The organism is Azospirillum sp. B510 (assembly GCF_000010725.1).
GTDB lineage: Bacteria > Pseudomonadota > Alphaproteobacteria > Azospirillales > Azospirillaceae > Azospirillum > Azospirillum lipoferum_B.
In genome coordinates, this window is sequence record NC_013854.1 from 926,307 (window position 1) to 951,864 (window position 25,558).

Consider the following 25,558-nt stretch of genomic DNA (forward strand, 5'->3'; position numbering starts at 1 on the left):
TCCAGCCGCCGGCCTGCGAGGTGGTCGTCCAGCGCCGCGCGGTAGGGCAGGCGCTGGACTGGCAGCAGGCCATCGTTGCCGAGGCCCGGCGCTACCCGCACGGTAGCCCGGATCTCGTCCGCTACCTGAAGGACTCCGGGTTGCTGCCCCGTTGCAGTTTCCTCTCCTCCGAGCGGGAGGGCGGGCCGCTACTGTTCCGGTTCATCGGCAGGCCGGCGTTGGACACGCTTGGCGAAGCCTGGGGCCGGATGGTGCTGGGCAAGCCGGAGGTGGAGGACCCCCATTGCGAGTTCTCGGCGGCCATCGCGCGCGAGTATGCCGAGGCAATCGAGAGCGGCGAACCGGTCGTCAACGAGGTGGCGGTGGTCGGGATTGGGAAGCCGTTCAGCTTCAGCCATGCGCTGATCGGCTGGCAGAGCGGGCGTCACCGGGCCATTCTGTCGGCGGTGAAGATGCACGACGTGCAAGGTCCGAGATCACTGCGGCCGGTCGGAACCGCATCAGATGCAGCGTGATCCTGCCCTCGCCGGGCTGGTGAAACATGATGGTCGGGTGGCGGTCGAGGTGGCGCTCGCCTACCGCCCGCTCCGTCCAGATACGGGAGACATTGGTTTCGACCAGGGCGGCCAAATAGTCCGGCTGCCACCGGTCGACCGCCTCCAGCCGGTTGATCCGGCCCGACATGTGGAACAGGTCACGATGCCCGCCGCGCCAGTCCGGATGCACCCACCCGCTGGACATCATCGCCACCGCGCCGCGCGTCTCGCGGGCCTCCGGGCTGGCGGCGAAGCAATAGGCGTCGGGCGGGGCGTTGCCGGCGTCATAGAAGGCTGTCAGGTCGGTGAGGCGGGCAGCATAGGGCCGGGCGCGGCAATCGAGCAGGATGGACGCTTGGACGGCCACCACCTCGTCCTCGGCCGTCGTCAGCCCGACCCAGAAGCACGGGACGGCGGACGGCTTTGGCAGCAGCTCAAACCAACTGTCGCGGTGGCGCGCGTTCAGCGCCTCCAGCGCCTGCCAGTCATCCGACACCACTGGACGCAGACCTTGCGCGGCGGCGATTTGCGACAGGCTGTCGCGTAAATAGCTGAGGTCCGCCGCCTCGGTCTCCGGGAGAGCGGCGGCGAAGTTTGCAGCGGGCATGTCGAAGCTCCTTTTTGGGTGTTGCTGGCCGTAGGGCCATCATTCAGGAGTATGCTTGCCCGCCCTATCTCGCATCCAGCCATAGAACAGCGTTGCGCAGCACGCCAAATCAGCGAGCATGCCGGGCACGCTGTTGGTTGATACGTCATGCGCGAGCCATGCCAGCGCGGAAATGGCGAACAAGAAGCGCATCGTTGCGGGTTGGGCGCTCCAGCGGGCGGCGGACGCCGCCACGGTGCCGATGGTGGCCCATGCCGAAGGCCAGCCCGCCCAACTGGCCCACGCCAGCGCCGCCAGGGCGGGCATGGTGGCCGCGAACGCGGCGCGGCACCACAGGGGGCGGGCGCCAGCCGGCCACGCTGTCGCGGCTTGTAGCAGCGACAGGAAGGTGGCCGCCGCGCCGGTGGTGGCGCCAATCAGAAGGTAATGGGCAGCGAAGGCGAGGGCGCTTGCGGCCTGTCCAGCCAGCAGAACGCGGCGCGTGCGAGCCAGAGGCCACAGCGCAATCAAGATAAATCCGGCCATGCCAAAGGCTCCGGCCAGAGTGTTCTGGTCGAACATGCAGGCTCCGTTTTTGGTTGCGCCTATTCGTTGAGTGCCGTTGGTCCAGAGTGCTTTATAAGAACGTCCATGATGTCTCTAGCGAGAGCGGAGTGGCGGTCGTTCCTTGCCTTCTGGTGATGCCTAACTTGGTCCTGAAGCTCCGTAATCTCGCGCATCAACTCGGCAACGGTTTCTTGATGTTCGCGCCGCAGCTCTACAAGTCTTACGCCGAGATTGTTTCCATCGGCAATTTTCTTATAGTAATTCAGGATGAACATTCGCACTTCAGCAGAAAGATTGTCTGCGCCATCGGGAAGCCCGCTTTCAATATCTGAAACAAGGCCACCTACGGTCTTTCCCCGAAGTTGGGCAATTTCGCCCAGATAGTTCCAGACAGAGGGTTCGAGCTTCATGCTCGTTCTTCTGCCGTTCACAACAAGGTTCCGTGACATCAATGCTGACATTTGGCGCCGACCTCCTGACAGCACTCTAGTGCATACCGGGGCGTGCCCCAATAAGGGAGCGCCCCGGTATGCGATCACTTTGTCGCGCCTACGGTGCTCGCTTTGGCGCCATCAGCGCGCAATCCCCTTTGTCTTCTCATAGCTGCGGTATGCGCCAAGGCCGAGCAACGGCACCAGCAGCCCCATCAGCGTGTCGGTGTCGATCTGCGGCATGGGCGTGCCGGGCGACCAGATCGACAGCCCCCAACCCATCAGCGGATAGCCGACGGTCTGGACCAGCAGGCCGATGACGCAGACCCAGCCGGCGGCCGGGCGCCAGCCGGAGACGAACAGCGACGGGTTGCTGGCCTCCGCGGCGTTCACCTGGAGCTGCGAGGCGTCGCCGGCCTGGAGCATGGCGACGAGCTGTGCATTCGCCGACGCGGCGGCTTTCGCCTTCGCGTCCGGGTCCGGGATCTTGTCGAGCAGATCGGCCAGCAGCGGCGTCAGGGCGGTGATGAGGGGGATAGCGACAGCCATAGTTGCCTCCTTCTGGGCATGAAAAAGCCCGCGGCCGGGATGGCGCGGGCGGTCAGTGGTCAACTCTTCTGGATGCGTCGATTTTTCGGACCAAGGACGTGGCCGAGAAAATCGACGCGGGCACGATCACTTGGGGGCGCCCAGCCCCCTCTCCCACAAAGCGGCCTCGGTGTCGCGGCGGGTCAGCAGCCCGCCCACGCCCGGCCAGAGCCGCTTCATCAGCCGGAACTGCTCCGGCACCTCGGACAGCTTCCCGGCGGCGATCAGGTCGCGGATGGACCGCATCTCGCGCCGGCTGTCCCAGGATGGTTGCCCGCGCTCGCCCATGCTGGCGCCGCGGTTGTAGACGAGGCTGACCAGCGCGCCGAAGCACAGGGGCGGCACGGCGACCGATCCGGGGAAGGCATCGGCGGTCATCCGCTCGAACTTCGGCAGGGTGCGGTCCCGGAAGCAGGTGTAAGCCGCATCCCAGGGCACGACGACGGCGCCCAGCTTGGCGGCGAGATCCTTAGCCGGCATGCCCGAGACGCCGCAGGACCGCCCCAGCGCCGCGCGGGCGGCCGGGGGCAGCGTAGGCCAGTCCAGCGCCAGGTCGTCGGCGTCGTGGTGGGCGAGATCGTAGCCGATGCCGATGGTTACGCCGCTCTCGCCGCCCGGCCATGTCGGGTGGACGTAGCGGGCCTCGTAGGTCCGGCGGCTAGTCACCTCGGCGAAGACGATCATGTCGACTGCCTCGGGATGGGTCAGCGGGGTCACGGTGATAACTTCCGGCGGCATGGTTCAAGTCCTTCTGTTTGTGGGTTCGGTCGGTTGGCCGAGACGGAGGAACCCGCCGCACATCGCGCGGCGGGCGGTCGAGAGGAGTTGGCCGAGCAAAAGGAGCGCGGCGTCCTTGTCGCCGCCGCAGGCATCCAGCGCCTGCTGCACCTCGGTCTCTGCGGGGGATGGGGCGTCAGGCACGGGAACCTCCAGGCAGGCATGAAAAAGGCGCCACGCGGGCGCCGGACGGGTGGGGTTTGGAGTGTTGTCGCGCTCGATGGTCAGGCCACCGGGATGTAATCGAACACCATGTTGGCGTTGCCGGCGGCCACGCGGGTAATCTTCAGTGCCTGGTCACCGCTGGCCTTCTTTTTTTGCACAGTATAATCGGTCACCGGGCGGACCATGGTGTATTCGTCCATGCCGATGTTGAGTGCGTCGAGCGTCGGCGTGAACTGAGGGTTGGTCGTGGACAGGATCGCGACGACGTTCAATGAGTTGACCGCCCCCACGTCCATGGCCAACAGACCGGCCTGAAGCTCCGCCATGGTGTTGCCAACCGCCTGAAGTTGCGCCGGCGTGGCGGAGGTGGTCAGCGTGCCGGCGCCGGCATTCCACGCCATGGAGTAGGCCGTCGCCACCCAAGCCGAGCCGGTCCAACGCCTCAACGGAGTAGCGTACCCGTCAGTGCTGATGAGGAAGGTCAACGAGGTGTTGGGTGGCGTGCTGTAGGTCGGCGTTACCGTGTCGATGCTGGAGAAGGCAGACAGGTCCAGAGAGGTCACACCGGGCCGTGTGGCGATCCAGCCGGGCGTGGTGACATACTGCTGGCCGTAGGCGATGGTCGGCGGCGTGAAATTGGCGGTGTAGCCTCTCCCGTTGCCGATGCTGATGCGCAGTTCATCAATGAGACCTGTAAGGGCTTTTGCCCCATTCGCGCTTGTGGGTTTGAACCCGCCAATCCACGTCTGGTAATTTCCGCTTGCAACGTAGTTGCTGGTGTCGCTGACCGAGCCCAGAAGCACGCCGTCCGCAAAAATGCGCGTTGTGCCACTAATGCGATTGGCGAGCAAATGGTGCCATCCGATAGACGGCGACCAGCTAACCTCCATCACCACACCGGCGGAGGACGACACCCGAAGTGCTGCCCCCTCTCTATAGAACAGAAAGTCCTGGTTCGCGACAAGATACTCCCCCGCACAGACCAACCCCTGTTGGGTGTATGGGGCGCCATCGACGTACAGTTGTAGGTCGATGCAAAAATCCCCGGTACCGAACGCCACTATCTTTGCATCAAGGCTGAGGACATCGGAGGCTTGTCCGAAAAACTGAAGCGCCCCACCCCCAAACTGGTAGGTGGATGCGTTAATCTTCGCGGTCGTCGGAGCAATCCACCGGCCATCTTTCACCGTCCGAGCGTTTCCGTTGGCGGCGACCATCGCTGTGTTTTGGGAAAGCTCCTTCACCCACTTCTGACCAACTGACCCATCGAACACCCACAGCAGCGTGGTCATGTCATCGTTGGTCAAGTTGCCGGGCGTGAAGTTGGCGATGTAGCGCGGGTTTCCGTTGGTAATGCGAATAGCGTCGAAGTAACCGTCACCGATAGCGGGGGGATTGTTCCAGGCACCTACCCACAAGTTGCCGACGCTGCCCGGCGTGGTGAATTGTGTAGAAGGCGCTGCTATGGCACCAGCGATACCATTGACATAGACACACCATCCCCGGCCTTCCCGAACAAAGGCGAAATGGTTCCATCCGGTTGCCGGAGCGGGTCCAGTCGCGATTGCGCTTCCATTGACGTAGAAGGTCGTGCCGGAAGGGCCTGCGCCGCCCCGCATAGACCCGGAATCCGGGTTCTGACCAATCTGGAAGATTGCGAGGGAACCACCCGCAGGAATGTACGCCCAGGCTTCTACGCACCATTTGGTATAGTTGCCGAAATACAGAGGGTGACCCGCTGCCGGATTGTCGGGAAGCAGCCATTGCGCGAACTGAGACCCGCCCGTATATAGACTGGTACTATGCCCGCCGCGGGCCTGCGCGCTGGAAAGAGCCGCGGCGTTGGTGAAGGCGAGGGTCGTGGTAGTCGTACTGAAGGCACTAGTGCCGTAGCTGCTGCCCGACGAGTCCAGCGTCACCACATCGCCGTTCGCGCCTTCGAAATGCAGAAGGACTACGGTGCGGTCATCGGCGGTGTAGGGAGCGGTCGGCGGGGTGAAGTTGGAAATCCAGACGGCCTCGCCCCGCTTTATCCGCACCTCGTCGATATAGCCGGCCATGATCGAGGAGTTGTCGCCAACTCCGCCGAAGTAATGATAGGGGCCGCCCATGGTGATTGAGCCGGTGCCGACGGTGTGGCTGCCGATCTGCGTGCCGTTGAGGAAAATGTAAAGCGTGCCGCCGTTGCGCACCACGGCCAAATGGTTCCAGCTGTTGACCGCCGGCACGACGCCGGTGCCGACGCCGTTGGCGACGTTCCAGCTGGAGTTGTCGGTACTGATGTAGGCGGTGATCGCTCCGCCGGCGCCGTTGGTACGGATTTGCATTCCGTAGGCGTTGTTGCCGGCGCACCACAGGCAGCCGTCGGCGGTATTGGTCTTGTAGAACCACAGATCGGTGGTGAAGTTGTTGTCGCCCAGCGCCAGATCGGCGTGCGGCGTGCTGGCCCAACCGATGACGCAGCTGCCGCCGGCGCCCAGCTTAAAACTGGTGGTGCCGAATTTGGCCTGCTCGTTGGAGATCGTCGCGCCGGTACCGCCGAGTAGGATCGGTCGGCCGCTGTTCGCCCGATCCTTCAGAACCTGTCCGCCGTGGCCGTCATCGAAGGTGAACAGGTGAACGGTGTCGGCGTCGGGAACGAAGGCGGCGGCAGGCGGAGTGAAGTCGGAGGTGTAGCGGGCGACCTTCGAAATGCGGACCTGATCCTGCCAGCCGGAAATCGGATTGTTGCCGTTGTTCATGGCGCCGATACCAAGCGGCATCGCGGCATAGCTGATGGCGTCTCCGACCCCGGCGCTGCCAACTCCGTTGATATAGAGTTTGGAGACGCCGTTATAGCGGACCCACGCCACATGATAGGAAACGTCAGGTTGTGCGACAGTGGCATGGGTCCGGGTGGCACCGTCATAGTAGTAAAACTGCTTGGACGTACCGTTGACGCCAATCTGGATGCCAGCCGAGCCGCCGGTGTTACCATCCAAGAGGACGTGATACGCCTGCGACGAAATGCTGGAGAAACGGACGAATGTCTCGTAGGTGATGTTCTGTGTGCTGCCAAAAGCGATCTTGTAGCTGGCCGGAACCCGCCAGTAGCTCGCCCCATCGAACCAACCACAGTGCGTGCCGAACAGCGTGACGCCGCGCTCGTCGAGGATCTCGGTGGAGCCGTTGACTCCGTCACCGTGGATCAACAGCTTGGTCGCGCTGTCGATGACGGCACCAGCCGTGTTCGTCATCGACACCACGCCGCTGGTAATGGTCGTGCTGTTGCTCGGGTCGCGGACGTAGTCGGTGGCATTGGTATACGGCACTCCGAATGTCTGGCCCGCGATCTGCTCGTATGCCGCCAGCACCGACTTGCCGGTCAGGGTGGTGGTGCCGCCGCTGCTCATGTAGACGACGGGCGACTGCGAGACGGTGGCAGCAGCCGAGCCTACTTGATAGCCGGTCCCGGCCGGGTTGACGATCAAGGCCTTGCCGGCGTCGGATGAGCTAATGGCCGGAAGGTTGACGCCAGCGGCAGCAGCGGCAGCAGCAACTGCGGAGGCGTCAGCCGCAAGGCGATCGGCGTGAGCGGCGTCCTTGTCCGTCTCCACGGCCGAGCGATCAGCCGCCACAGCGATCCGATCGGCAGCCGTGGCCTGGGCGTCCGCATCGGCGGCCAGCCTATCCGTGTGCGTGGCCGCCTTGTCCGTCGCAACAGCCTGACGGTCGGCAGCGGTGGCGGTGGCCGCGGCGTCGGCCGCCAGCCGGTCGGTATGCACCGCGGTCTTGTCGGTGGCCACAGCCTGACGGTCAGCAGCGGCGGCAACGGCGGCGGCGGCGGCGTTGCCCTCGCTGGTGGCCGCCGCCGTCTTTGAGGCGTTGGCCGCTGTGGCACTGCCTGCGGCGGCTGTCGCGGCAGCGGCGGCTGCCGCTTGGCTGGACACAACGGTGTCGGCAATCCCTGCCACGGTCTCGCTGGCGGTGGCCAAGTCGCTGGAGTGCCGACGCCAATTGGCCGCCATCCCGCCGACACCCGACAGGCCGAATTTGTTGGAGACCGAGTTGTAGACGCCGAGATTGTATTGTTTGAGACGGTCGATGGCATCCCAGAAAGCTTGAGGCAGATTCATTCCTTGAACTCCTCCATTTCGCCCCGGTAGTTGGTGTGGCGAGGCGAGACATAGACTTGACTGTGGTCGTTCGCGCGACGGTAGAGGCCGCCGTAGAGTGTGTTTTCAGCGGCGTCTGCAATGTTCGGGATGTAAACCAGAGGTTTCCGCTTGCCTGTGCGGAGCGCCATCTTGAACAGCTCATTACGGAGTTTGCGGTCGTTGACGCCGCGGTCGATCGTGATCGTGCGCTTCACGATCCCAGGTTCCACCCAAACAGACCCGCCGGCCCCAGCGATCACGTCATCATTATCCTTCACGCCTTCACCGCTCGCACCGACGTGACGGCTAAACGTCAGACCGTCGCCGGCCCAAGCCATTCCGACCCGGTAACCGGTATCGTCGCTGCCGTCGGGCCGGTATGCGCCACCCCACAGGGTCCACCGGATCACGGTGACTGGAACCAACGGGACGATGGCTCGCAGATTGGTGGGCAGGAGCGCGATGTCCCTCGGATCGAGGTCGCCGCGCATCTGGTTCGGCGCGCCGGCCGGCATGTCCTCCGGATCGGTCAGCGACGGTACGACGTTGAGGTCGAGACCGTCGACAACTGTGGTCGCCACCAGTTCGCCGTCGAGAAAGCCCTCCATGCGGAAATAGGCGTCCTGGCGCAGGTTGGTGTCGTAGAGGCCGGCGTGCGTCAGAAGGATGGGGTTGACCCAAGCAAGCTCGATCACCACAGGCGCGATCGGCGCGCCGGTCACCGGGTGTCCAGTACCGAGCTGTGTGCAGATCGCCCGGTTGGAGAGCGGGGTGGTCAGGATATTGGATAGGGGGGATGTGGCGGTCCATGGCACGTTGCTGGTGACGGTGCAGGGGTTGTCTGTGGACGGGTTTTGCACCTCGTTCCGGTCGGCCACATAGGCGAGTGTCGTGCCAGCCATGTCAGCGCTCCACGAACAGGGTGGCTCCGCCGCCGCGGTCCCGATTTGTCCGGCCGGTGATGACCAGCGGTCCACCGGCCTCGAAGCCCGCGATGTCGTCCACTACGGTCACGGCGCCACCGATCCAGAGGCCGGGGGCGCCGTCCCTAACCTTCAGCTGGTAGGCCTGCGGCGGCCAAGCCTTCTCGGCCAGCCACAGCGGCGCCTCGGCGTCGGCGTCGGCCTTCAGGGTCAATGCGGTTTCAACGCGGTCGGTCTTGGCCGACACGCCATAGGCGGCGGCGATCACTGGATCGGTCGCGCTGTCCGACTCCCGCCATTGCTGGGTCCACAACGCGGCGTCCGCTGCGGTGGCATCGGCCGCAGCCTTGCCGTTGGCGCCGGGGTTCTCTGCGTAGAGGACCGTCACCTTCTTGGTGGGCGTGACGCTGTTGCCGGCGACGGGTTTCAGCCCATCTGTCGCCCCGCTCGTCTTGCTGTAGGTTCGGGTCGGCACGGCCGCCGTCGCGCGCGGCAGGCGCGTTACCACCAGCCGGTCGGCCAAGTCGATGAACCATCGGCCGCGTGGCACGCTGCCGACGAGCTTACCATAGGCGTCCCGGTGGGTGCGGCCGTCGCCGGCTGGCAGATATAGCCCGACGGTGCGCGGAATCGCATCCATGCCGCTGACGTCGGCCGCGCTGACGATCGCACCATGCGTTATCGCCAGGAAGGCGATCAGCTCGCCGATGTAGCGGCGCCAGACCCCGCCGGTCTTGTCGCCTTTGCACTCGACCCGAAAGTCGTCGTAGTGGACCGAGGTGTGGATATAGCCGGTGGCGGTGTCGACCCGGAACTGGTCGGAGCCGGGATTGCCGGCGGTCTTGGTCACGGCCACACCGCCAGACCACCCGCGCGGCACGTCCTCGATTGGCAGACCGCCGTTGACAGACCAGACATGAAGCAAGCCCCCCCGATCCGATCCGAGGTCGATCACGCCAAGGTAGGTTGGCGCCGCAAATGGGCAGTGACCAAAGCAACGTTCCCGCAACGTGTTCTTCAGCTCCGCCGGCCCCTCATACCCGCCGGTGCCGGCATACTTCGCGGTGTCGGGCTGGATCGGCGTATCGAAATCCAGCTGCCGGTCATAGACCGGAAGCTTCAGCGTGGTGACGTCCGGACCGATCATTCCGGCCTTCGCCCGCCAGACCGTCACCGCGGTGGACAGCGGCGCGCCGGTCGCCACCACCCGTTCGGTGACCGACTGGATCAAGTAGTCGGTCAGCAACACGTTGAGCGGGCGAGCCGTCAGCGGGACGCGCAGCCATGCCCCGGCGGTGATGTCGTAGACCGAGGCGTAGCGCGGCAGATCATCGGCCGCGTCCTTCCGGACGTTCGCCAGGCCCATGTCGTCGATCTCGGCCCGCGCACCATCGGCAGCCGCCCGCACAGCCACCGATGCCCACTGGCTGACCAGAGGCAGCCAGGTCACGCATGCCGGATCATCATCGCTGCGGGATTGGTAGGCGACGGAGCCGGCGCAGAGCGGCCAGCGGTGTTGGTGTCCCGTGGTCTTGTGGTAGGCCACGAGATCGTACAGATGCACATCCATGTGGATCTCCCTTATGCTGCCCGCCGCGGCTTCTGATCCGCGATTTCGGATTTGAGCGCTTCGACTGTCCTGATCAGCCTGGTCAGCAGCACGCCGCGCTGGTCCTGTGCGGCACCCTCTTCGTCGTGCAGGGCTTGCTTGATCTCAACGATCTGGGCGTTGAGCCGCCGCAGCTCGGCCAGGATGGCGGCGTTTCCGTCGCCGCCCCGCACCGGCGGCACCGGGGCGGCCGGCTGATAGCTGGCGATGCCGGCGGGGTAGCGGTCATTGGCGGCCGTTTGATATATGCCGGCGATCCGGATCGAGTCAGCGCTCGACGCGACCGCCGCGCCGCCCCCCTGCCACAGCAGCTCTGGCCCCTGCTCGCCCACCCACACCGCGCCGGGCGGGGTGGCCAGGGTGCCGGTCGCAAAGCCTGGGATGCCGCGCTCGTGCGCCCAAGCCCGCATAGCGCCCTCGTATTGGTCGGCCTTGCCGTAGGCGGCGAGCCAGGAGTTGATCGCCCAGGCGTTGGCCTCGCCGGTGTAGCCGACCGACCGCAGGATCGACATCCAGGCATCGGTCGACACCTTGTCGCCCAGCGACGCAATATCCGGGCTCGCGGTGTATCTGTATGGATTATTGGCCCAGCCAAGCTTCTCATCCGCCGCCCTAAGAACCTGATAGGTGGCGTCCGGTCCCTGCGCGCGCGCCCAAGTCATGATCCCCGGTAGGGTGCCAGTCGTCAGGCCAGCGAGCATCTGCGGCAGGGTCGCGCTGGATTTGGTGCCCGTCAGCTGTTCCAGCGGCGCCCTGAAGCCCTGCATCACGACGTAGCTCTGGGCCATGATGCCGGTGATGTCTTCCAGCTTGCCGTAGTTCTTTTGCCCCAGCGCTGCCGCCTCCGTTCGCGCCCGCTGAAGTTCCTTCAGCTGATCCTGGGCGACTTTCAGGTCGGCCTCGGCCGTCGCCGCGGTGGAGGATGGCGTGACGGTGCCAAGCTCCTTTTCGGCCGCCATCACCATGTCGTAGAGCGCTCGGGCGGTTCCGGCCGAGTTCTCCTTTTCGATCGTCGTCAAGGTCTGGCCGAGGCTGATCAGGTTGGTGCGGGCGGTGTCCTTTTCTTCATCACTCTTTTTGGTCGAACGAATGATCTCCAACGCGGCATCCCATTGCCGTTTGGTCTCCGTCAGCCGCTCCTGCGGGCTGATCGGCGCGTCCTGGCTGATGGCGAGGGCATCACGGGCGGCGGCGAATTGCTTGGCCGCCTGGGCAACCTTCAGCGCGCCGTCCTGAAGAGTGGAAATGAAGGTCTGCCTTGCGGTGATTTCCTGATCGTACCAACCAAGAACATCGGCCTGCGCTAGAGAAAAGGCTCGCGCCGCATATTCGGCGGCCTGTAGCTGCTTCAGCTGCGTGGTGTCATAGCCCTTGTCTTCTGCCTGCGACAGTTCGACTTTTTGCTGCTGTTGGAGCGCCAGCAAACCAGAGTCGCGGTCGCGACCGATTACCCCATACGTCCGGCTGTTGATGTCGGCGGTATAGGCTGTAAGCGCCGCCAGCTTCTCCTTTTTCGCTGCCTCGGCCTCCAGCCCCTGGACATATTTCAGACCACCGAGATAGGCGGCGTCTTGGCCGTCCTTCACCGCCTGCTGGAATTCACGCTGCTGGCGCAACGCCAACTCCAGCGTGTCAGCGTCTCCGCCACGATTTTCAGCGCGCAGCGCACGGACGTGCAGGTCTTGGGCGGCTTGGGTGACCTTGTTTTGTTGCTCCAGGGCCGCTGTTTGTGCCTCCAGGCCCTGAACATATTTCAGACCACCGAGATAGGCGGCGTCTTGGCCGTCCTTCACCGCCTGCTGGAATTCACGCTGCTGGCGCAGCTGCAATTCCTGAGCGTCGGCGGCGCCCCCCTTACCCTCCGCGCGCAGAGCGCGGACATTTAGGTCTTCGGCCGCTTGGAGACGCGTCGCCGCAGTCTCGTTGTCCTGCCACGCCTTGGTCAGCTGCGCCACCGCCGCCTTTTGCTGTTCGGCGCTGATGGTGCCTGCTGTCAACTGGCCATTCAGATCAGCGAGCGCAGCCCGCAGCTGGTCGCCAGTCAACGTACCAACCGCCGCCGCGTCAGACACTCCTTGCCATACATCCCGCAGAGCCAGCACCTGCGGGCCATACATCCCGGCCTCTGACAGCTGGGCATCGGCGCTTGCCCGCCAGGAAGGGTTGATGGCCGTTTCGACCGCCGCGCTACCATCGCGCAGCGCCGACAAGACGCCAATGTTGCGCTGCCAAGCCGCAGTGAATCCGGACACGGCGGTGCCGTACTGGTCGCCCGTCAGCACCCCGTCGCGAAGGGCTGCGTTCAGCGCCTCCATCGCTGAACGCAGGTCGCCGAAACGCAGGGTGCCGGATGTCGCGGATGCGTCGACCTGATCGAGCACGTTACCGAGCGCGGACACCCCGGCGAACTTGGGGTCGAGCCCGAGCGCCTTCACTCGGTCGGTCGACGTCGCCCGCGCGCCTGGATCGACCAGTTGCGTAATGGAGAGATCGCCGGCCCTGGTCTGGTAGCCGACCGACGTCAGATAGTCGTCCTTCAGCTTCGCCGTGTATTTTCCCGCCATGTCCGCTACTTCGGCGGCGGTATAGCCAAGCGCAGACAGAGCTGGCCGGAATGCCTCGAACTGGATCTCCGCCTGCTTGGTGACGGCGGAGACGCCCCGCAGCGGCTCCACCGCCGGTCCCAGCCCCATCATCGCGGTGATGCCCTTGCGGGCGGCGGCGGTCAGCTCGGTCTCGGTTGCCAGTCCGAGCCGCGACGCTGTGTCCTTCCAGTCCGTGACGCTGACCTTGACCTGATCTCCAAGCTGCTGGGAGGCTTCGGTCCATGCCTTGATCTGGTTCGAGGTTGGATCAAGCGCCGAATTCATGGCATCAATCTGCGCTCGGAAATTCTTTCCGAAACTCACATCCGCCATGAACTCGTTGATGTCGGTCTTGGTGCTGTTCTTGACGGCTTTCAGCACGTCTTCCGACGCAGAGATCAGCCCCTGGCTGACGTTGTGGCGGATACCGGCAATGACCGCTTCGTCCAGCGTGTCGTAGGAGGCGCCCAGTTGCCCCGACGGTCCGCCGTCCCTGGAGCGAAACTTGCCATCCTTGGATTCCACGGCGATGCCAAAGCCGCCATTCGTCTTTCCCCCAACCAGGGCGATGAATTGCTTTGTCGCGGCATCGATGCTCTGGAGCAGTTGCTGCGCCTGTTCGGCGCTGCCATTGTTATCGGTGGCGGCGCCGGCGAAGGTCTGCCTGCCGTCAACATATTGCACCCCGGCGCCGGCCGCCGGCTTCCCACGGTCCTTTCCAAAAAGACCACCCAGCAACTGGCTGCCGATGGCGACCAGCGGCGCGAAGGGCTGGGCACCGGGGATGAACATCATGGCGGTGGCGGCGGTGTTACCGATGCCTCCGATCACGTTCCCCGACCGGAAGTTCTGGAAGGCGTTGAAGCCGTAGCCGACCGCCCCGAGCGCATTGCCCCAGGTTGGACCGCCAGCCGCCTGAGCTCCCGTGCCGGTGCTGGCACCCTCGCCGCCGGCCAGCGTGCCGGTGGAGGTCTTGGCGACCGCAGCCGCCTGCGGCGCCGTGTATCCGATGTTTGACAGCCCAGGGATCGGCGTGTTCAGGAAGCCCTTGACGCTGCTGATCGCGCTGTTCGAACCGAAGATGCCGTCCGTCTTCAGCAGGCTTCCGAGTTGGGAGAAGCTGTTGGCGATCCCTTGCGGGCCGCCGGCCTGGACAACCTGACCGGGGATGCCCGCGCCCTTGATTCCACTGGCCGCGCCAATGACGCTCAGCAGCGCGCCGAGCGCCTGCTGGGTGCCATCCACCATGAAGTCGCCGGCTTGCTGTGACGACTGCGCAAAGGTGACGGCTCCCTGCGCCGCCTCCTTCTGTGCGGCGGTCAGCTTCTCGGCAGCGGTGGACACGCCGTCCGATGCCATGCCAAGCCGCGCGTCAATGTCGTCGGCAGCGGTAGATACGCTATCCATCGACTTGACGGTCGACAAAGCCGCCGATACGGCGTCGCGCTGCGCGGTGGTCAGGTTCTGGGTGGTCGCAGCCTGAGACGTGGCTGCGCCTTCAGCGCGAGCGGCCATACCCTCGACAGCGGTATTGGCGGTCTGGACGGACTTCCCGAACCGCTCGACATAGGTCACCGTTTCGGTCGGCAGGGCGCGGCCTTGAGTCAGGTACTGCTGCACCCGTGTCGGGCCGGCGTTGTAGGCAGCGGCGACCATGTTCCAATCGCCGCCGAACTGCCGGCCGAGCATCGCCAGGTACTTGATGCCGCCTCGCACATTCTCTCGGGTGTCGGTCGCATCGACGCCGAGCCATTTCGCCGTCGCCGGCATGAGCTGCATGACGCCCTGCGCCCCGGCGCTGGAGGTCAGCAGCCGGCCGTCGTCGCGGTGCTGGCGAAATCCGCTTTCGAGCTTTCCGATGGCGAGCGCGACTGCCTCTGGCACGCCCTGTGCGCGGGCCTCGGATCGGAGCAGATCCTCCACCTGACCGCCATCCCTGATCGCCACCGGCAGGGGGGCTCTGCCGGTCAGCGCCTGCGGATCGAGCGCCACGGCAGCAGCGGAGCCGGCCTGCTGCACCCACATCGCGTTGGACGGCGACGAGCCGAGGCCGCCGGACACGCTGGTCACGATCCGGCTGAGGCTGCCCGGATCGTTGGCCGGTCGCGGGGCATTGTCGTTCGCCGCGCCGATCGGCCCGGACATCAGCTTGGTCAGCGTGCCGGTCAGCCACGTCTCGGCTGGTTTCGTCACTGTCGCGCGGAAAAAGACCCGCTTCAGGTCCTCGGCCAGGGCTTTGCCGGCATCGCCCGCCTTCTTCGCGCCGACGACCACATCCTCGAAAGCCGTGGTGATCGGCTGCGCCAGATTGGCGGCGTTCTGGGCGGCGTCCTGCAACTGACTGTTGACGCGCGCCAGCTCGCCCGCCTGACGGATATACGCCTGTGTGCCGGCGTCGGTCAGGTCAACACCTTTGTCGCGCAGCGTGTTGGTGGTTTGCAGGATCGCCACCGCCTTGGCGCGTTCGGCGTTGGATTGGCCCAGCATGCCGAATTCAGCGTTGGCCAACTCCACCGCCCTGCGCTGCTCGGCCGCCATCTGCGCGAATTCCTGCGACCGCCGCGCCGCATCGCGCGCCAGGATGCCGCGACCGATGTCCTGGATCTGGCCAGCATCCTTGGTCGGTGCCAGCCCGCGCTTGCGCGCCTCGGCCAGGGCCTCGTTGGCGAGCCCTGCTTCCCGCGCGGCATTGGCGCCACGGCCCCAGGCGTCGGCCAGTCGCAGAGCGTCGTCGGTTTGCTGCTTCAGCGTGGCGTCGAACTGTGCCGCTTGGACCTTGCGCTGGGCATCGTCCACCGCCCGCAGGCGGCTCACGATGGCGTCATAGGGCTCGATTGTGCCGCGCGCCACCTCTGCCAAGGCATTCTGGTGGATCTCGGCCTCGCGCACCGCGGCGGTGGACTGGCCGTAGGCACGGGCCACCAGATCGGCGCCGGCCACCTCTGCGGCGGCGGCCCGGTTGCTGTCGTCCACCGCCTGGACGAGTTGGGCACGCGCCATGCGGGCGGCCTGGATGCCCTCCAGTTCGGCCGCTTTCGCGCTCTTGCCGGCATTGGTCGCCGCCATCTCCGCCTGCACCCTGGCGGTTTCGATGACGCGCTCGGCACCGACTTTCTGCATGACCGCCAACAACCTGTCGTTGGCCGCGGTCAGGTCGGAGATGGTCAGTGCCTCGTCCAGCGGCAGGCCGTCCCGCTGCGTCGGCTTGCGGCCGGGGATCGGGGTGCCCGCGGGAGCCGGCGGGAGCAATGGCGCCCTGCCGGTCAACGCTCCCTCGGAAAGGGTGGGGTTGGGCCGGGCCTTCGCCAAGCCGATGAACCACCCGAAGGGGTTCGGGAACTCCGTCTCTCTGGAGAAGGTCGGGAACTGGAAGTTCGCCGGGTCCTTGATGAAATTCGAAACCTCCTTCAGCAGGTCGGCCCCGACGATCTGCACCGTAACCACGATGGGGTGTTCCGCGGCGGCGTTCAGCAGCTCGTTGTAGGCGTGGGACAGGTCTTCCATCGCCTGCCCGGCCGGGCTGAGCGACTCGCGATGCAGGCCAGAGAACCGATCTTTCAGTGCACCGACGGCGATGGCGAGCGCTTTCTCCCGGTCGCCATGCTCCAGGGCGGCGCGGGCGGCTTCGTACTGCGCCACCGAGAGGGCGCCGGTCTCCGCCGCCATCTCGCGCAGTCCCTTGACGCCGGTGGTCAACCAACCGGTCAGCATTCGGCCGGCATCGGAGGTGCCGCCGAAGACGCTGCCCATATCGATCGACAGCGAGCCGATGTCGCGGGCGATCTGCTCGCCGGCCAGCTTGCGGGTGTTGACGATATTCTTGACGACGGTGTTCGCCTCCTCACGCGAGGCGCCGCCACCCATCATACCGTCCGCAACGCTGCGCATTTGCTCGGCCGTCATGCCGGCCTGATCGCCGGTCGCCTTCAGCAGGACGGTGAACTCGCGCAGTTCGGCGGAGATCGTGTTCGCCCGGCCGAGCACCAGGCCAAAGCCGACAGCCAGCGATCCCACCCCCATCACCGTCAGCGCGGTGGTGGAGGTGAGAAGCGCCATCGCCCGGGACAGGCCGCCGACCGCACCCACAGCCTGCGGCGCCTGCTGGAGCATGGCGACCACCGCGGACTGGCCGGAACCGACCTGGACGACGAAATCCTGGATCTGGTAGCCGAGGTTCAGCGTCTCGTGCGCGGCCAGCTTTGTGCTGGTCGCGCTGCGGGTCGCAAGATCGTGCTGCTCCCGTAGCTTCGCCGACAGGGCGGCGTGCTGATCGGCAGTCAGCCTGATCCCGCCGACGCCATCCGTCAGCGCCTTGTCGAGCAGCGCCTGCCGCTCGGTCAGCTTCTCAGTGGCGCCGAAAGTGCGATCCAGGGTGCCCACCAGCCGCTGGAGCGCCTCCTCCTCCTTCTTCGCCGCGATGGCCGCGGGGGAGAGGGAGGCCGCGAGCTTGGCTTCATCGGCGGCCAGTTGGTCCAGCGACACGCCAGCCGCCGCCGCAGTGCTTCGGAGCCGGTCCAGGGCCTCCGTGTATTTCAGCGCGTCGCCGGCCTCCTTGTCGAAGGAGGCAACCGTCTTGCGATAGGTGACGGGAGCGTCGAACTGCTCCATCGCAAGGCTGGCCTCCCACTCGGTCGCCAGCTTCGCCTTGGCTTCGCGCGCTCCCCATTGGTCCATGGCGATCTGCGCTTCCCAGGCGGCGGCAACCTGCGCCTTCGTCTGGGCGATCCGCTCGCGCTGCTGGAACTCTTCGAGCGCCAGCAGCCCTTCCCATTCGGTGGCGAGCTTCGCCTTGGCTTCGCGTGCCCCCCACTCGTCCATCGCCAATTGCGCTTCCCAATTGGCCGCGACGTTGGTCTTGGTCTGGGCGATGCGCTCTCGGGCGGCAAACTCCTCCTGAACGAGGATGGCCTGCCATTCGGAGGCGGTGGCCTCCGCCGCCTTTGTGGCTTGGCCGGCGGAGCGCGCGGCAGGATCGTGGGCGGCGGCATAGGCGTTGAGCAGGCGGGTTGCCTCGGCCTCCTCCACACCAGCCCGGCGGATGGTGGCCTGCAACTTCGCCAGTCCGGCCACATACTTCTGCTGGGCGGCGTCGGTCAGCCCGAGCGAGACGCGGTAGGCGTCCAGTTCAGCGTCCGCCGCCGCGAACGCCGCGGTGATGTCGTCCAGGCGCTGCACGCTGCCGTCGTCCCCGAAGGTGATGGAGCCGGTCCCGCTCGATCCCCGTCCGGTGGTGGCGTAGCGGGTGGCGCCGATGGTTGCGGTGTTCGCCGTCTGGCGCGACAGGCCGACCGAGTCGTTGATGGCCTTCTGCGCTGCGGACACGCCGCGCAAGCTGGCCTCCAGCCCCTTCGCCCCGGCCGCCCACTCGGCAAAGCTGGTGTGCCCGGCGTCGAAAGAGGTGTTCAGATCCCGGAGGGCGCGGGCGGCGCGGTTCAGCCCGTCGGACATGCTGCCGGCGGTGGCATACACCTTGTCCAGCGCGCCAGCCCAAGAGCCGGCCGAGGCCGTGGCGGCGGCCATGCCAGCCGACAGCCCGCCGGCCGCTGCGTTCGCCGCTGCCGCGCCGGCTTCCACGTCCTTGAAATAGCGCGCCACCGCTACCCGCGCCTTTTCGGCGGCGGCCTCCATCTTGGCCGTGATGGTGGCGCGAAGCTCCTCCTTCTCGCCCGCCTTGGCGCTGCTCGCCTCCAGGTCATCCAGCGCCCGCTGATACGGCGCGATGGCCCGCGCGACGGCGGCAGCCTCCCGCTTGGTCCGGTCGAACTTGTTGGCGAGCTGGTCGTACGTCTGGGCGTGGCGCCTTACCCGCTCGTCGGCACGCTCCACGGTGCCGGCGTAGGAGTCGATGGCTTTCCCGGCGGCTGCGGCGCCGGCTGCAACCTCGTCGGTCGCCTTCTTCGTGCCCTGTCCAGCACGCTCCGCCTTCGCCTCGGTGGCGCTGAAGGCGTCGCCCAGGCCCGTGACCGCGTCGGTCGCCTTCTTGGCGCCAGCCGACACACCGTCTTGGAAGCCTACGTCCAGGCTCTCGATCTGATCAGTCATGGGCGTGCCTCGCATAAAAAGCGACCCATCGGACTTGATGGGCGCTTTTTCAGAGAATTCTAGGGTTAGACTCTCCAAAAAGCGGAGAGCAAACTAAGCGCCCTACAGCTTGGAGGAATGCTATGGCGGAGATACCGGCGATTAAATTCGCTCAGAGGCACAAGCCTCTACATCTTCATTCGACCCAAACGATTGGAACGATAAACAATACGCAACCGATTTCCATTGGAGTTCGGGAGAGTATTGTTTATTCGCCTGATGAAAAGGCTCCACTTAGAAGCTTCTACGTTGATATTTCCATTATCGAGGACAAAAAAGCGTCAGCTCTTTCATCAATTCCAGAGAGTGATATTCCAGAAATACTTGCTGCCCTCGGCGGCTTCAGTGGGGTAATTACAGCGCAGCAAAGCTTTGTGCTGCGTCATGCGTTCTTCAACGCAACTCCGTTTATTAGGTTTTCACTCATGGATGGATATAAAGGATCGTTAGGGTTTGGTGTGCAGATATATAATTCTGACGTTAATCGGGACGCCAACTTATCCGCATCGTCGTTCGGAAACGCAGATCCATTACTTGTAAACACTATCAAAATGCTTCGTCAGGCGCAGGACATGATTTCAAAGGTAGCGAAGAGCAGTTAGCGCCTCGGTAGGATGATGATGGCGGGGCTCTCAACGCGCGTTCCTTGACGTCCACGCGAGAGCCCCTGCTTCTTGCCGGTGGCCCAGACCTGCCGACGCTTCAGCCGGTACTGGTTGGGGAAATCCATCGTGTAGACCCGCTTGACCTCCACGAGGTCGCCAAAGCGGGAACGGATCGCCTTCACGGCGCCATCGAACAGGCCGGGCGGCACCGGGAAGGATAGCGACTGCCCCCCGATCAGCTGCACGTCGACCTTGCGGCTGTAGGGCAGCACGTTGCCGATGATGATTTCGGTGATGGTGGGGGACAGCGCCGCCGGGTTGAACTGCGCCGCCGGGACGAACCGGCCGGCGGAGTCACCCTTGCCCGCATAGGCGGAGGCGCTGTCCTTGATGCCGAAATAGAAGCCGTCCCGGTAATGCGCCGTCTTGCCCGTGGCGGGGTTCAGCGGTGCGGAGGATCGGGGCGGGCTACGGTTGATGAGGAACGACAGGGCGAAGGTGCAGACCGCTTCCATGATCGAGAACCGGTAGACGATGCGACCGCCATCTGCCGGCCGGACCGCGGTCTCGGGCGCACCCTCCACCCCATCGACCCAGCGCCGGTACCGGCGGGAAGCCCGGCCGGCGGCAATCAGCCGGTCCCGCTCGGTGATGGCGATTTCCGCCAGCCGGCGGGACTGCGCTTCCGGAGAGAGCGCCCGATCCACGAAGACCCGAAGCCGGGCGTTGAAGGCTGCCGCTTTCGCCATGGGTCACTCCGTCGTCGGCTTCTTGTTCGCCTCCTTCACCTTCTCCGCCCACCACTCGGCATAGACGCCGTCCATGGCGCGGAGCAGGCGGAGAAGGAGGGGGAGGTCGTGCCCGTGGTCGGCCGCATAGGCGCGGGCCACCGACCACGGGATGTTGCAGGGGCTTGGAGGCCCCATGCCTCCGCCCCGCCATTGCCGGTCGTCGGAGAGCGCGTGCCAGGCACGCCATGCCCACCGGCACCACGGCAGGGGTTCGACCGCCTCGCCCTCGTCATCCAGGCGGGCGGCCACCATCTCGGCCGCGTCGGGGTCATCCTCCGCAAGGTCGGCCAGCAGATCGTTGCTGTCCGCCTTGCGGTTGAGATGGTCCCGTAGGGCCGCCGTCAGTTTCCCTCGGCTTCCTTCGCGTCGGCCTCGCGGTCGGCAGAAACCATGCCGGCGGCGGTGAAGGCCGCGGTTGCGAGTTCGGAGAAATCCGGATCGCGGATGGTGTCGCAGAACTCCTCGAAGGAGACCGGGTTGCCGTCGTCGTCCGTCATCTTGACGTCGATCAGGCAGTGCTTGATCAGGCACTCGATGTTGATCGAGCGCTTCATCGCCACCGGCAGCTTCTCCGGATCGCCGCCGAAGCCCTTGGCGGCCTTGCGCTGCTTGGACGCCTGGGCGTCCTGGTACTCGTCGGTGAAGCCGCGGGTGAGGATCTGGAGATCGAGATCGGGGTCGGGGCGCTTCCAGGCGCCGGTGGTGAGGGCGGTGGAGCTGCGCTTCAGGGAGGCGAGGTTCGCCATGGCGGTAAGTCCTTGATCTGGTCGTTGGTCGGATGGGTGCGCGATGAAAGGGCGGGCGCCGACCAAACGCCCGCCCACGGCCCGCGCGTGCCGTCATGCCGCCGGCAGGGCCGGCAGCCTCTTTCCCGTGGTCGTCGGGGTCTCGTCAGGCTTGGAAGAGGTGCCGGTACTGCTCCGGAACCTCGATGCGGATCGGCCGGTCCACGCGCTCGATCACGGCTTCCTCGCCGTCTCGCAGCACGCGCCCATCAGGACCGGCCGCATAGGCGCGATACCAGCCCTCGGTGTCGTTGACCTCCACCACGCGCTGGAGCTTCTCGCCCGTCTCGCCGTCGAACACGGACACGAACTTGGCGCCGGGGTCGCCTGCCTTTATGTGCATCGCCGCCCCCTTACCGAACGAACTCGAACCGGTTCACGATCAGCTGCGCCCCGGTCACGGCATCCTTGGAGGCGGTCAGTTTGACCGGCAGCATGACGTCCGTGTTCTTGCCGCTGACGTTGGGGTCGCCTTCCTTCGGGATCAGCCTGGGCGCATCCCAAACCAGCGCCTGGGTGCCCTTCTGGAGGCGGGTGTTGATGGCGGTGGGGGTTGCCTGCGACACCTTGGCGAGCAGATCTGCGTTGCCGAAATGGGTATCCAACTCCACCGTCACGTCGCAGGAGCCGTCCACCACGTCGACGGACGCCGGAGCGAAGTCCTCGCCGTCGGCTGCGGCGTCGATGGCGCGCAGGTTGTTGGCGATTGTGAACTTCAGGCCCTTGGCCCAATTGGGCTTGCCGAGGGCGACACCGCCCTCGCCGATCCTCCCGCAATTGGCGGAGAAGGCCAGGACCGGATAGAGCCCGCTGTCCGGCGCCTCGTCCGGCAGCGCGTCCAGGGTGGTCGTGCCGGGCGTTCCGGCCTTCATGCCCATGAAGCTGATGCCCCCGGTGGCCTTTTCCTTGGCCTGCCCGCCGAACTCCATGCTGCCCACCCGCATGCCGCTCTGCGGCAGGAAGGTCGGCGGCGTGTGGTCCATGAAACCACGTTCCAAAGTCACACCCAGCTTCAGCACGCCGTTCATCAGGACATCGCCGAAGAAGACCCGGATCGTCTTGCTGCTGCCGTTGTCGACGGCCCAGCCCGCCGGCAGGTTGTCCAGCGTCAGCTTGTGGGCGGAGATGCCGATGATGCGACCCCACCAGCGGTTCATGGTGTCGGCGACGAAATGGTAGGCGCCACCGGTGTCCCCGACCTTCGCCCATTGGCCGATCTGAAGGCCCAGCGTCGTGAAATCCAGGGCGGTGCTCTGGAGGCCGTCGGCGACCGCCTGAATGTCGCCGGCAGCCCCCTCGAAGCCGCAGACCTTCATGCGCGCCGTGGCTGCCGCAGTGTTTTCATCCACGAGGCCGGCGGCGGCGAAGGCTGGGGCGGTGGTGCTGCCGGTGGTGACCTTCGCCAGCTTGCCGCGGTTACCAGCGACGCCGAAGCCCGAGAAGTAGACCAGATGGCCCGCAACGAAGGCGGGGCCGGCGGCGACCGCCACCACCTGGGATGAGTTCGTGACGCTCTGGATCACGCTCCCGGCGACGCCGTCGTTGTCGCGGCTGGGCGTGTTGACCCAGTAATTGCCGAAGGCGCTCTCCATCTCACTCGACAGGAGGCAGCCATCGACCGGGTAGTGCCATTCGATGCCGATCTGCCCGTCGTTGGTCTGCCCGACCAGCGTCGGGTCGGAGTTCATCCGGTCGTCGCGGATGTCGCCGGAGTCGATGGTGACCGTCTTGTTCGACAGGCCGATGGAGGTCACGCGCTGCTTGCGCATGCGCGGGGTGGTGGGGGTGGTGCCGTACGTCGTCTCGGCGACGCCGGCAAGGCGGACACGGTTGGAACTGGACATGGGCGGCTCCTTTCAGCCGGGCATGAAAAAAGCCGCTCGGGCGGTGCCGGCGGCGGGGTGATCGTCAGGTGGATTGGGGGCGCGTCAGGCGGTGAAGTGATCGGGTTCTTCGCCGGCCGCGTCTTCTTCCGTGGCCGGCGGCTCCGTGTGGTGGCTGTCCTCGGGCTCCTCCGTCTCGGCGATCTGGCCGAGATTGACGCGGTCCCCCAGGGTCAGCACGTCGCCCAGGTCGGCATCGGTGACCTCCTGGCCGACGGCGAACCGGCGGGTTGCGGTGTTGAAGGGCTTGGTGACGATGTATCGGGCCATGGTGGCTATCCTCTCTTCCAGTCGATGACGATGTGCATGCCCCACCAGCTGCCGGTGTCGTCCTTGACGCCGATGGGGTCGAAACGGATGTCCTGAAACTCGACGGCGCCGATGTCCTGCCCCCGGCACATTTCGGCGAAGGCGGTCAGCAGCTCGCGGGTCAGCTCGGAGCCGGTGCCGACCGGCGCGAACACGAACAGCATCAGCGAGCCGGTTTCCTCCCACCGATCGGTGTCCGGGCTGCCGGTGCCGATGCTGGCCTGCCCCCACAGGTCGCCGTCGATCAGCACCCGCCCCCAGGCGTTGACCACCGGCTGGTTGGTGCTGGGGTCTATCGGGCCGTAGGGCTGCGGCGGCGTGATCGGCTCGTTGTCCCATTCCAGAGGGCAGTCGCGCGGCGCGACGTCCGGCCAATTGGCCCGGATGAACGCGCGGATCGCGTTGAAGGCTTGGATCGTCGCCATGGGGTCAACCCTTCGCTTCCATCCACCAGCCGCCGATGCGCTCGCCGGGGGTGGAGACCGTCAGCGTCTGGCCGCCGCCGGTCCAGGCGCCGTTCGCGATGGTGGGCTTGATAATGACCAGATCGCCCTTCTGCGGCCCGCCGGCCGGGAAAGCGGTTTCCGCCAGGGCGTCGGCCGCGACGATGACCGAGAAGGTCCGTTGCGCGGCGCTGCCGTTCAGGGTGTCGCTGCCGGTCTCCCGCCAGAACGCTTGTACGATCACTTCGGTGAAGACGGGTTGCAGGCGGCGCAGCACAACCGGCTTGCCGCGCTTGCCGATCATGCGGGCTTCACGGGAGCGGGCCATGGGCGCCTCAACGGATGCAGTCGACGAAGCCGCCGGCCCGGAGCGCCGCCAGCACATCGGCCGGAAGCGCGGAGCCGCCGGCCCCCATGCTGCCGACCCAATATTCCGTGCGGCCGGTGCCGTCGGTCTCTTCGGCCTTCACCGCCAGATCCCGGTCCCTGGACTCCCAGCGCAGGCGGACCAGCCGCTTCACGGCGTCCTGAAGCTCGGTGGGCACCTTGCCCAAGGCCCAGCCGGACGAGATGGTCACAGCGGCGGCAGATCGGCGCCAGGGGACGACGCAGCCGGCGGCACTCAATCGCTCGATCAGTCCGGCCTTGCTCATCGCGCGATAGCTGGCGGGGTCCAGCGTGGAACCGCTGACCGAAACCACGGAGACCCGGGCGGGGCGGCGCCACGGCAGGAACAGAGCCTCGGCGCCACCTGCTTCGTCGACGCTGAAGGTGACGATCGCTATTTCCTCGCGGAAGGTCGGCGGTGCATCGCCGGCATCGTCACCCCGCACCCCGCAGGCGGCGGCCACGAGGTCGGAGGCAGACAGCGCCTCTGCCTCCAACCATGCGTCGAACAGGGTGTCGTCAGCGTCGATGCCGAGTTCGGTCTTCAGGGCTCCTGTGGAGCACAGGCGGCGGTCTGCCGCGGGGGTGGTGACAGTGACGATGGGCATTTGCGGGCCTCCTTGACGGTGACCGCCCCGATCACCGCGACCATCAGCAGGGCAATGGGCCAAACCCAGCAGAACCGTGGGGCGGAGCCGGTCAAGCTGATGGGCGGAGGCGCGGGCGGCATGGATCAGCCTTCGCCGGCCGGCTTGCTGCCCTTCGCAGCGCCCTTGGCATCGGGCGGACCGATCAGGCCGGCCTTTTCCAGCCCCTCCACCAGATCGGGGCGAAAGTCGCGCTGGACGCCTTCCGCCAGTTGCTCGGTCTTGATGCCGTCGTGGGAGTAGGGGAAGGGCTTCAGAACCTTGTGCATGCTCGTGTCCTTGTTCAGGAGTGGCGGGGCGGCAGATGCCGCCCCGGATATCAGGCGACCGGCGCGTTGCGCGGATGGCCGAGGATCGCGGTAGCGCCGATGGTCCCGCCGGTGGAGGCGCCGGCCGAGACCAGAGAGAGGCGTACGAACCGCTTGTTGCCGCGATAGCCGAGCTTCTTGACCTTGTTGTCGTCGGTCGCCGCGAAGGTGGCGGCCGCAACGGTGCCCAGCAGATCGTCGGCCGCGACGGGGGAGCCGTCGGACAGGTCGGAAGCGTTCCCCTCGATCAGAGCCGGGGTATAGGTGCCGTCGGTCAGGGTGCCGGACTGGATCACGAACTCCAGGCTGTTGAAGCCCCTCGTGTCGATGATCGCGCCGTTCGTGGTGGTGTTGGAGGCGATGGCGCCGATGTTCAGCGCCACCAGGGGGGCGAGGTTGTTGTGAAGGTCGCGCAT

Annotated in this window: 22 protein-coding genes; 2 read left to right on the forward strand and 20 right to left on the reverse strand. The window is 65.9% G+C overall.

The genetic code is table 11. The annotated features are described in order from the left end of the window. Positions 1 to 390 precede the first annotated feature (390 nt). From AZL_RS35245 to AZL_RS33255, 9 genes are all read right to left on the reverse strand, one after another. Positions 391 to 1,143, reverse strand: a complete 753-nt coding sequence (locus AZL_RS35245) for a hypothetical protein (protein ID WP_012973447.1) — start codon at positions 1,141 to 1,143, stop codon at positions 391 to 393. Positions 1,144 to 1,182: 39 nt separating this feature from the next. Continuing rightward, positions 1,183 to 1,704 (reverse strand): YgjV family protein, encoded by a 522-nt coding sequence (locus tag AZL_RS04325; RefSeq protein ID WP_012973448.1) that lies wholly within the window; start codon positions 1,702 to 1,704, stop codon positions 1,183 to 1,185. Between the two features lie 23 nt (positions 1,705 to 1,727). Continuing rightward, the gene (locus AZL_RS34005; RefSeq protein ID WP_158305961.1) at positions 1,728 to 2,099 is read right to left on the reverse strand and encodes a ribbon-helix-helix domain-containing protein; all 372 of its coding nucleotides are present in this window, start codon (positions 2,097 to 2,099) and stop codon (positions 1,728 to 1,730) included. Between the two features lie 162 nt (positions 2,100 to 2,261). Continuing rightward, complete coding sequence (locus AZL_RS04335) at positions 2,262 to 2,669, reverse strand: 3TM-type holin (protein ID WP_012973450.1); 408 nt, start codon at positions 2,667 to 2,669, stop codon at positions 2,262 to 2,264. Positions 2,670 to 2,795: 126 nt separating this feature from the next. After that, positions 2,796 to 3,446: a hypothetical protein gene (locus AZL_RS33245; protein ID WP_012973451.1), complete on the reverse strand. Its 651-nt coding sequence runs from the start codon at positions 3,444 to 3,446 to the stop codon at positions 2,796 to 2,798. Between the two features lie 263 nt (positions 3,447 to 3,709). Beyond that, positions 3,710 to 7,765: a LamG-like jellyroll fold domain-containing protein gene (locus AZL_RS33250; protein ID WP_012973452.1), complete on the reverse strand. Its 4,056-nt coding sequence runs from the start codon at positions 7,763 to 7,765 to the stop codon at positions 3,710 to 3,712. Then, positions 7,762 to 8,688: a hypothetical protein gene (locus tag AZL_RS04355; RefSeq protein ID WP_012973453.1), complete on the reverse strand. Its 927-nt coding sequence runs from the start codon at positions 8,686 to 8,688 to the stop codon at positions 7,762 to 7,764. Before AZL_RS04355 ends, AZL_RS33250 begins: the two co-directional genes overlap by 4 nt. Position 8,689: 1 nt before the next feature. Further along, positions 8,690 to 10,279 carry a hypothetical protein gene (locus tag AZL_RS04360; RefSeq protein ID WP_012973454.1) on the reverse strand — a complete coding sequence of 530 codons (1,590 nt, stop codon included), beginning with the start codon at positions 10,277 to 10,279 and terminating at the stop codon, positions 8,690 to 8,692. A gap of 11 nt (positions 10,280 to 10,290) precedes the next feature. Then, the gene (locus AZL_RS33255; RefSeq protein ID WP_052293623.1) at positions 10,291 to 18,945 is read right to left on the reverse strand and encodes a transglycosylase SLT domain-containing protein; all 8,655 of its coding nucleotides are present in this window, start codon (positions 18,943 to 18,945) and stop codon (positions 10,291 to 10,293) included. Between the two features lie 122 nt (positions 18,946 to 19,067). Between AZL_RS33255 and AZL_RS35250 the strand changes: the two genes are divergently transcribed. Then, the gene (locus AZL_RS35250) at positions 19,068 to 19,586 is read left to right on the forward strand and encodes a hypothetical protein (protein ID WP_148219191.1); all 519 of its coding nucleotides are present in this window, start codon (positions 19,068 to 19,070) and stop codon (positions 19,584 to 19,586) included. On the opposite strand, the gene AZL_RS04370 is transcribed toward AZL_RS35250, so the two are convergent. Both AZL_RS04370 and AZL_RS36835 read right to left on the reverse strand, forming a co-directional pair. Further along, complete coding sequence (locus AZL_RS04370; protein ID WP_012973456.1) at positions 19,583 to 20,338, reverse strand: hypothetical protein; 756 nt, start codon at positions 20,336 to 20,338, stop codon at positions 19,583 to 19,585. The genes AZL_RS35250 and AZL_RS04370 overlap by 4 nt on opposite strands. Before the next feature lie 3 nt (positions 20,339 to 20,341). Further along, on the reverse strand, positions 20,342 to 20,515 hold the full coding sequence (locus AZL_RS36835) for a hypothetical protein (RefSeq protein ID WP_247894192.1): 174 nt from the start codon (positions 20,513 to 20,515) through the stop codon (positions 20,342 to 20,344). Between the two features lie 36 nt (positions 20,516 to 20,551). On the opposite strand from AZL_RS36835, the gene AZL_RS36500 reads away from it, so the two are divergent. After that, positions 20,552 to 20,713 carry a hypothetical protein gene (locus tag AZL_RS36500; RefSeq protein WP_162470990.1) on the forward strand — a complete coding sequence of 54 codons (162 nt, stop codon included), beginning with the start codon at positions 20,552 to 20,554 and terminating at the stop codon, positions 20,711 to 20,713. A gap of 8 nt (positions 20,714 to 20,721) precedes the next feature. Here the strand turns inward: AZL_RS36500 and AZL_RS04380 are convergent, their stop codons facing one another. The 9 genes from AZL_RS04380 to AZL_RS04420 form a co-directional block, all read right to left on the reverse strand. Then, positions 20,722 to 21,126, reverse strand: coding sequence for a hypothetical protein (locus tag AZL_RS04380; protein ID WP_042442520.1), 405 nt, complete (start codon positions 21,124 to 21,126; stop codon positions 20,722 to 20,724). Between the two features lie 145 nt (positions 21,127 to 21,271). Further along, the gene (locus AZL_RS04385; protein WP_042442522.1) at positions 21,272 to 21,508 is read right to left on the reverse strand and encodes a hypothetical protein; all 237 of its coding nucleotides are present in this window, start codon (positions 21,506 to 21,508) and stop codon (positions 21,272 to 21,274) included. A 10-nt stretch (positions 21,509 to 21,518) separates the two neighbouring features. Continuing rightward, complete coding sequence (locus AZL_RS04390) at positions 21,519 to 23,009, reverse strand: phage tail tube protein (protein ID WP_012973458.1); 1,491 nt, start codon at positions 23,007 to 23,009, stop codon at positions 21,519 to 21,521. An 84-nt stretch (positions 23,010 to 23,093) separates the two neighbouring features. Further along, the gene (locus AZL_RS04395; RefSeq protein WP_042442524.1) at positions 23,094 to 23,318 is read right to left on the reverse strand and encodes a hypothetical protein; all 225 of its coding nucleotides are present in this window, start codon (positions 23,316 to 23,318) and stop codon (positions 23,094 to 23,096) included. 5 nt (positions 23,319 to 23,323) lie between these two features. Further along, positions 23,324 to 23,782 (reverse strand): hypothetical protein, encoded by a 459-nt coding sequence (locus tag AZL_RS04400; protein ID WP_012973459.1) that lies wholly within the window; start codon positions 23,780 to 23,782, stop codon positions 23,324 to 23,326. Between the two features lie 4 nt (positions 23,783 to 23,786). After that, positions 23,787 to 24,128, reverse strand: a complete 342-nt coding sequence (locus AZL_RS04405) for a hypothetical protein (RefSeq protein WP_148219192.1) — start codon at positions 24,126 to 24,128, stop codon at positions 23,787 to 23,789. A 7-nt stretch (positions 24,129 to 24,135) separates the two neighbouring features. Next, positions 24,136 to 24,795, reverse strand: a complete 660-nt coding sequence (locus tag AZL_RS04410; protein WP_012973460.1) for a hypothetical protein — start codon at positions 24,793 to 24,795, stop codon at positions 24,136 to 24,138. A gap of 125 nt (positions 24,796 to 24,920) precedes the next feature. After that, positions 24,921 to 25,103 carry a hypothetical protein gene (locus AZL_RS04415; protein WP_012973461.1) on the reverse strand — a complete coding sequence of 61 codons (183 nt, stop codon included), beginning with the start codon at positions 25,101 to 25,103 and terminating at the stop codon, positions 24,921 to 24,923. 50 nt (positions 25,104 to 25,153) lie between these two features. Then, entirely contained in the window at positions 25,154 to 25,558 is a 405-nt protein-coding gene (locus tag AZL_RS04420; RefSeq protein WP_012973462.1) for a hypothetical protein, read from the reverse strand.

What these genes read in the sequence shown, in the direction of transcription:
- AZL_RS35245 (WP_012973447.1), bottom strand. Translation starts at nt 1,143, where the DNA reads ATGCCCGCTGCAAACTTCGCCGCCGCTCTCCCGGAGACCGAGGCGGCG.
- AZL_RS04325 (WP_012973448.1), bottom strand. Translation starts at nt 1,704, where the DNA reads ATGTTCGACCAGAACACTCTGGCCGGAGCCTTTGGCATGGCCGGATTT.
- AZL_RS34005 (WP_158305961.1), bottom strand. Translation starts at nt 2,099, where the DNA reads ATGAAGCTCGAACCCTCTGTCTGGAACTATCTGGGCGAAATTGCCCAA.
- AZL_RS04335 (WP_012973450.1), bottom strand. Translation starts at nt 2,669, where the DNA reads ATGGCTGTCGCTATCCCCCTCATCACCGCCCTGACGCCGCTGCTGGCC.
- AZL_RS33245 (WP_012973451.1), bottom strand. Translation starts at nt 3,446, where the DNA reads ATGCCGCCGGAAGTTATCACCGTGACCCCGCTGACCCATCCCGAGGCA.
- AZL_RS33250 (WP_012973452.1), bottom strand. Translation starts at nt 7,765, where the DNA reads ATGAATCTGCCTCAAGCTTTCTGGGATGCCATCGACCGTCTCAAACAA.
- AZL_RS04355 (WP_012973453.1), bottom strand. Translation starts at nt 8,688, where the DNA reads ATGGCTGGCACGACACTCGCCTATGTGGCCGACCGGAACGAGGTGCAA.
- AZL_RS04360 (WP_012973454.1), bottom strand. Translation starts at nt 10,279, where the DNA reads ATGGATGTGCATCTGTACGATCTCGTGGCCTACCACAAGACCACGGGA.
- AZL_RS33255 (WP_052293623.1), bottom strand. Translation starts at nt 18,945, where the DNA reads ATGACTGATCAGATCGAGAGCCTGGACGTAGGCTTCCAAGACGGTGTG.
- AZL_RS35250 (WP_148219191.1), top strand. Translation starts at nt 19,068, where the DNA reads ATGGCGGAGATACCGGCGATTAAATTCGCTCAGAGGCACAAGCCTCTA.
- AZL_RS04370 (WP_012973456.1), bottom strand. Translation starts at nt 20,338, where the DNA reads ATGGCGAAAGCGGCAGCCTTCAACGCCCGGCTTCGGGTCTTCGTGGAT.
- AZL_RS36835 (WP_247894192.1), bottom strand. Translation starts at nt 20,515, where the DNA reads ATGGGGCCTCCAAGCCCCTGCAACATCCCGTGGTCGGTGGCCCGCGCC.
- AZL_RS04380 (WP_042442520.1), bottom strand. Translation starts at nt 21,126, where the DNA reads ATGGCGAACCTCGCCTCCCTGAAGCGCAGCTCCACCGCCCTCACCACC.
- AZL_RS04385 (WP_042442522.1), bottom strand. Translation starts at nt 21,508, where the DNA reads ATGCACATAAAGGCAGGCGACCCCGGCGCCAAGTTCGTGTCCGTGTTC.
- AZL_RS04390 (WP_012973458.1), bottom strand. Translation starts at nt 23,009, where the DNA reads ATGTCCAGTTCCAACCGTGTCCGCCTTGCCGGCGTCGCCGAGACGACG.
- AZL_RS04395 (WP_042442524.1), bottom strand. Translation starts at nt 23,318, where the DNA reads ATGGCCCGATACATCGTCACCAAGCCCTTCAACACCGCAACCCGCCGG.
- AZL_RS04400 (WP_012973459.1), bottom strand. Translation starts at nt 23,782, where the DNA reads ATGGCGACGATCCAAGCCTTCAACGCGATCCGCGCGTTCATCCGGGCC.
- AZL_RS04405 (WP_148219192.1), bottom strand. Translation starts at nt 24,128, where the DNA reads ATGGCCCGCTCCCGTGAAGCCCGCATGATCGGCAAGCGCGGCAAGCCG.
- AZL_RS04410 (WP_012973460.1), bottom strand. Translation starts at nt 24,795, where the DNA reads ATGCCCATCGTCACTGTCACCACCCCCGCGGCAGACCGCCGCCTGTGC.
- AZL_RS04415 (WP_012973461.1), bottom strand. Translation starts at nt 25,103, where the DNA reads ATGCACAAGGTTCTGAAGCCCTTCCCCTACTCCCACGACGGCATCAAG.
- AZL_RS04420 (WP_012973462.1), bottom strand. Translation starts at nt 25,558, where the DNA reads ATGCGCGACCTTCACAACAACCTCGCCCCCCTGGTGGCGCTGAACATC.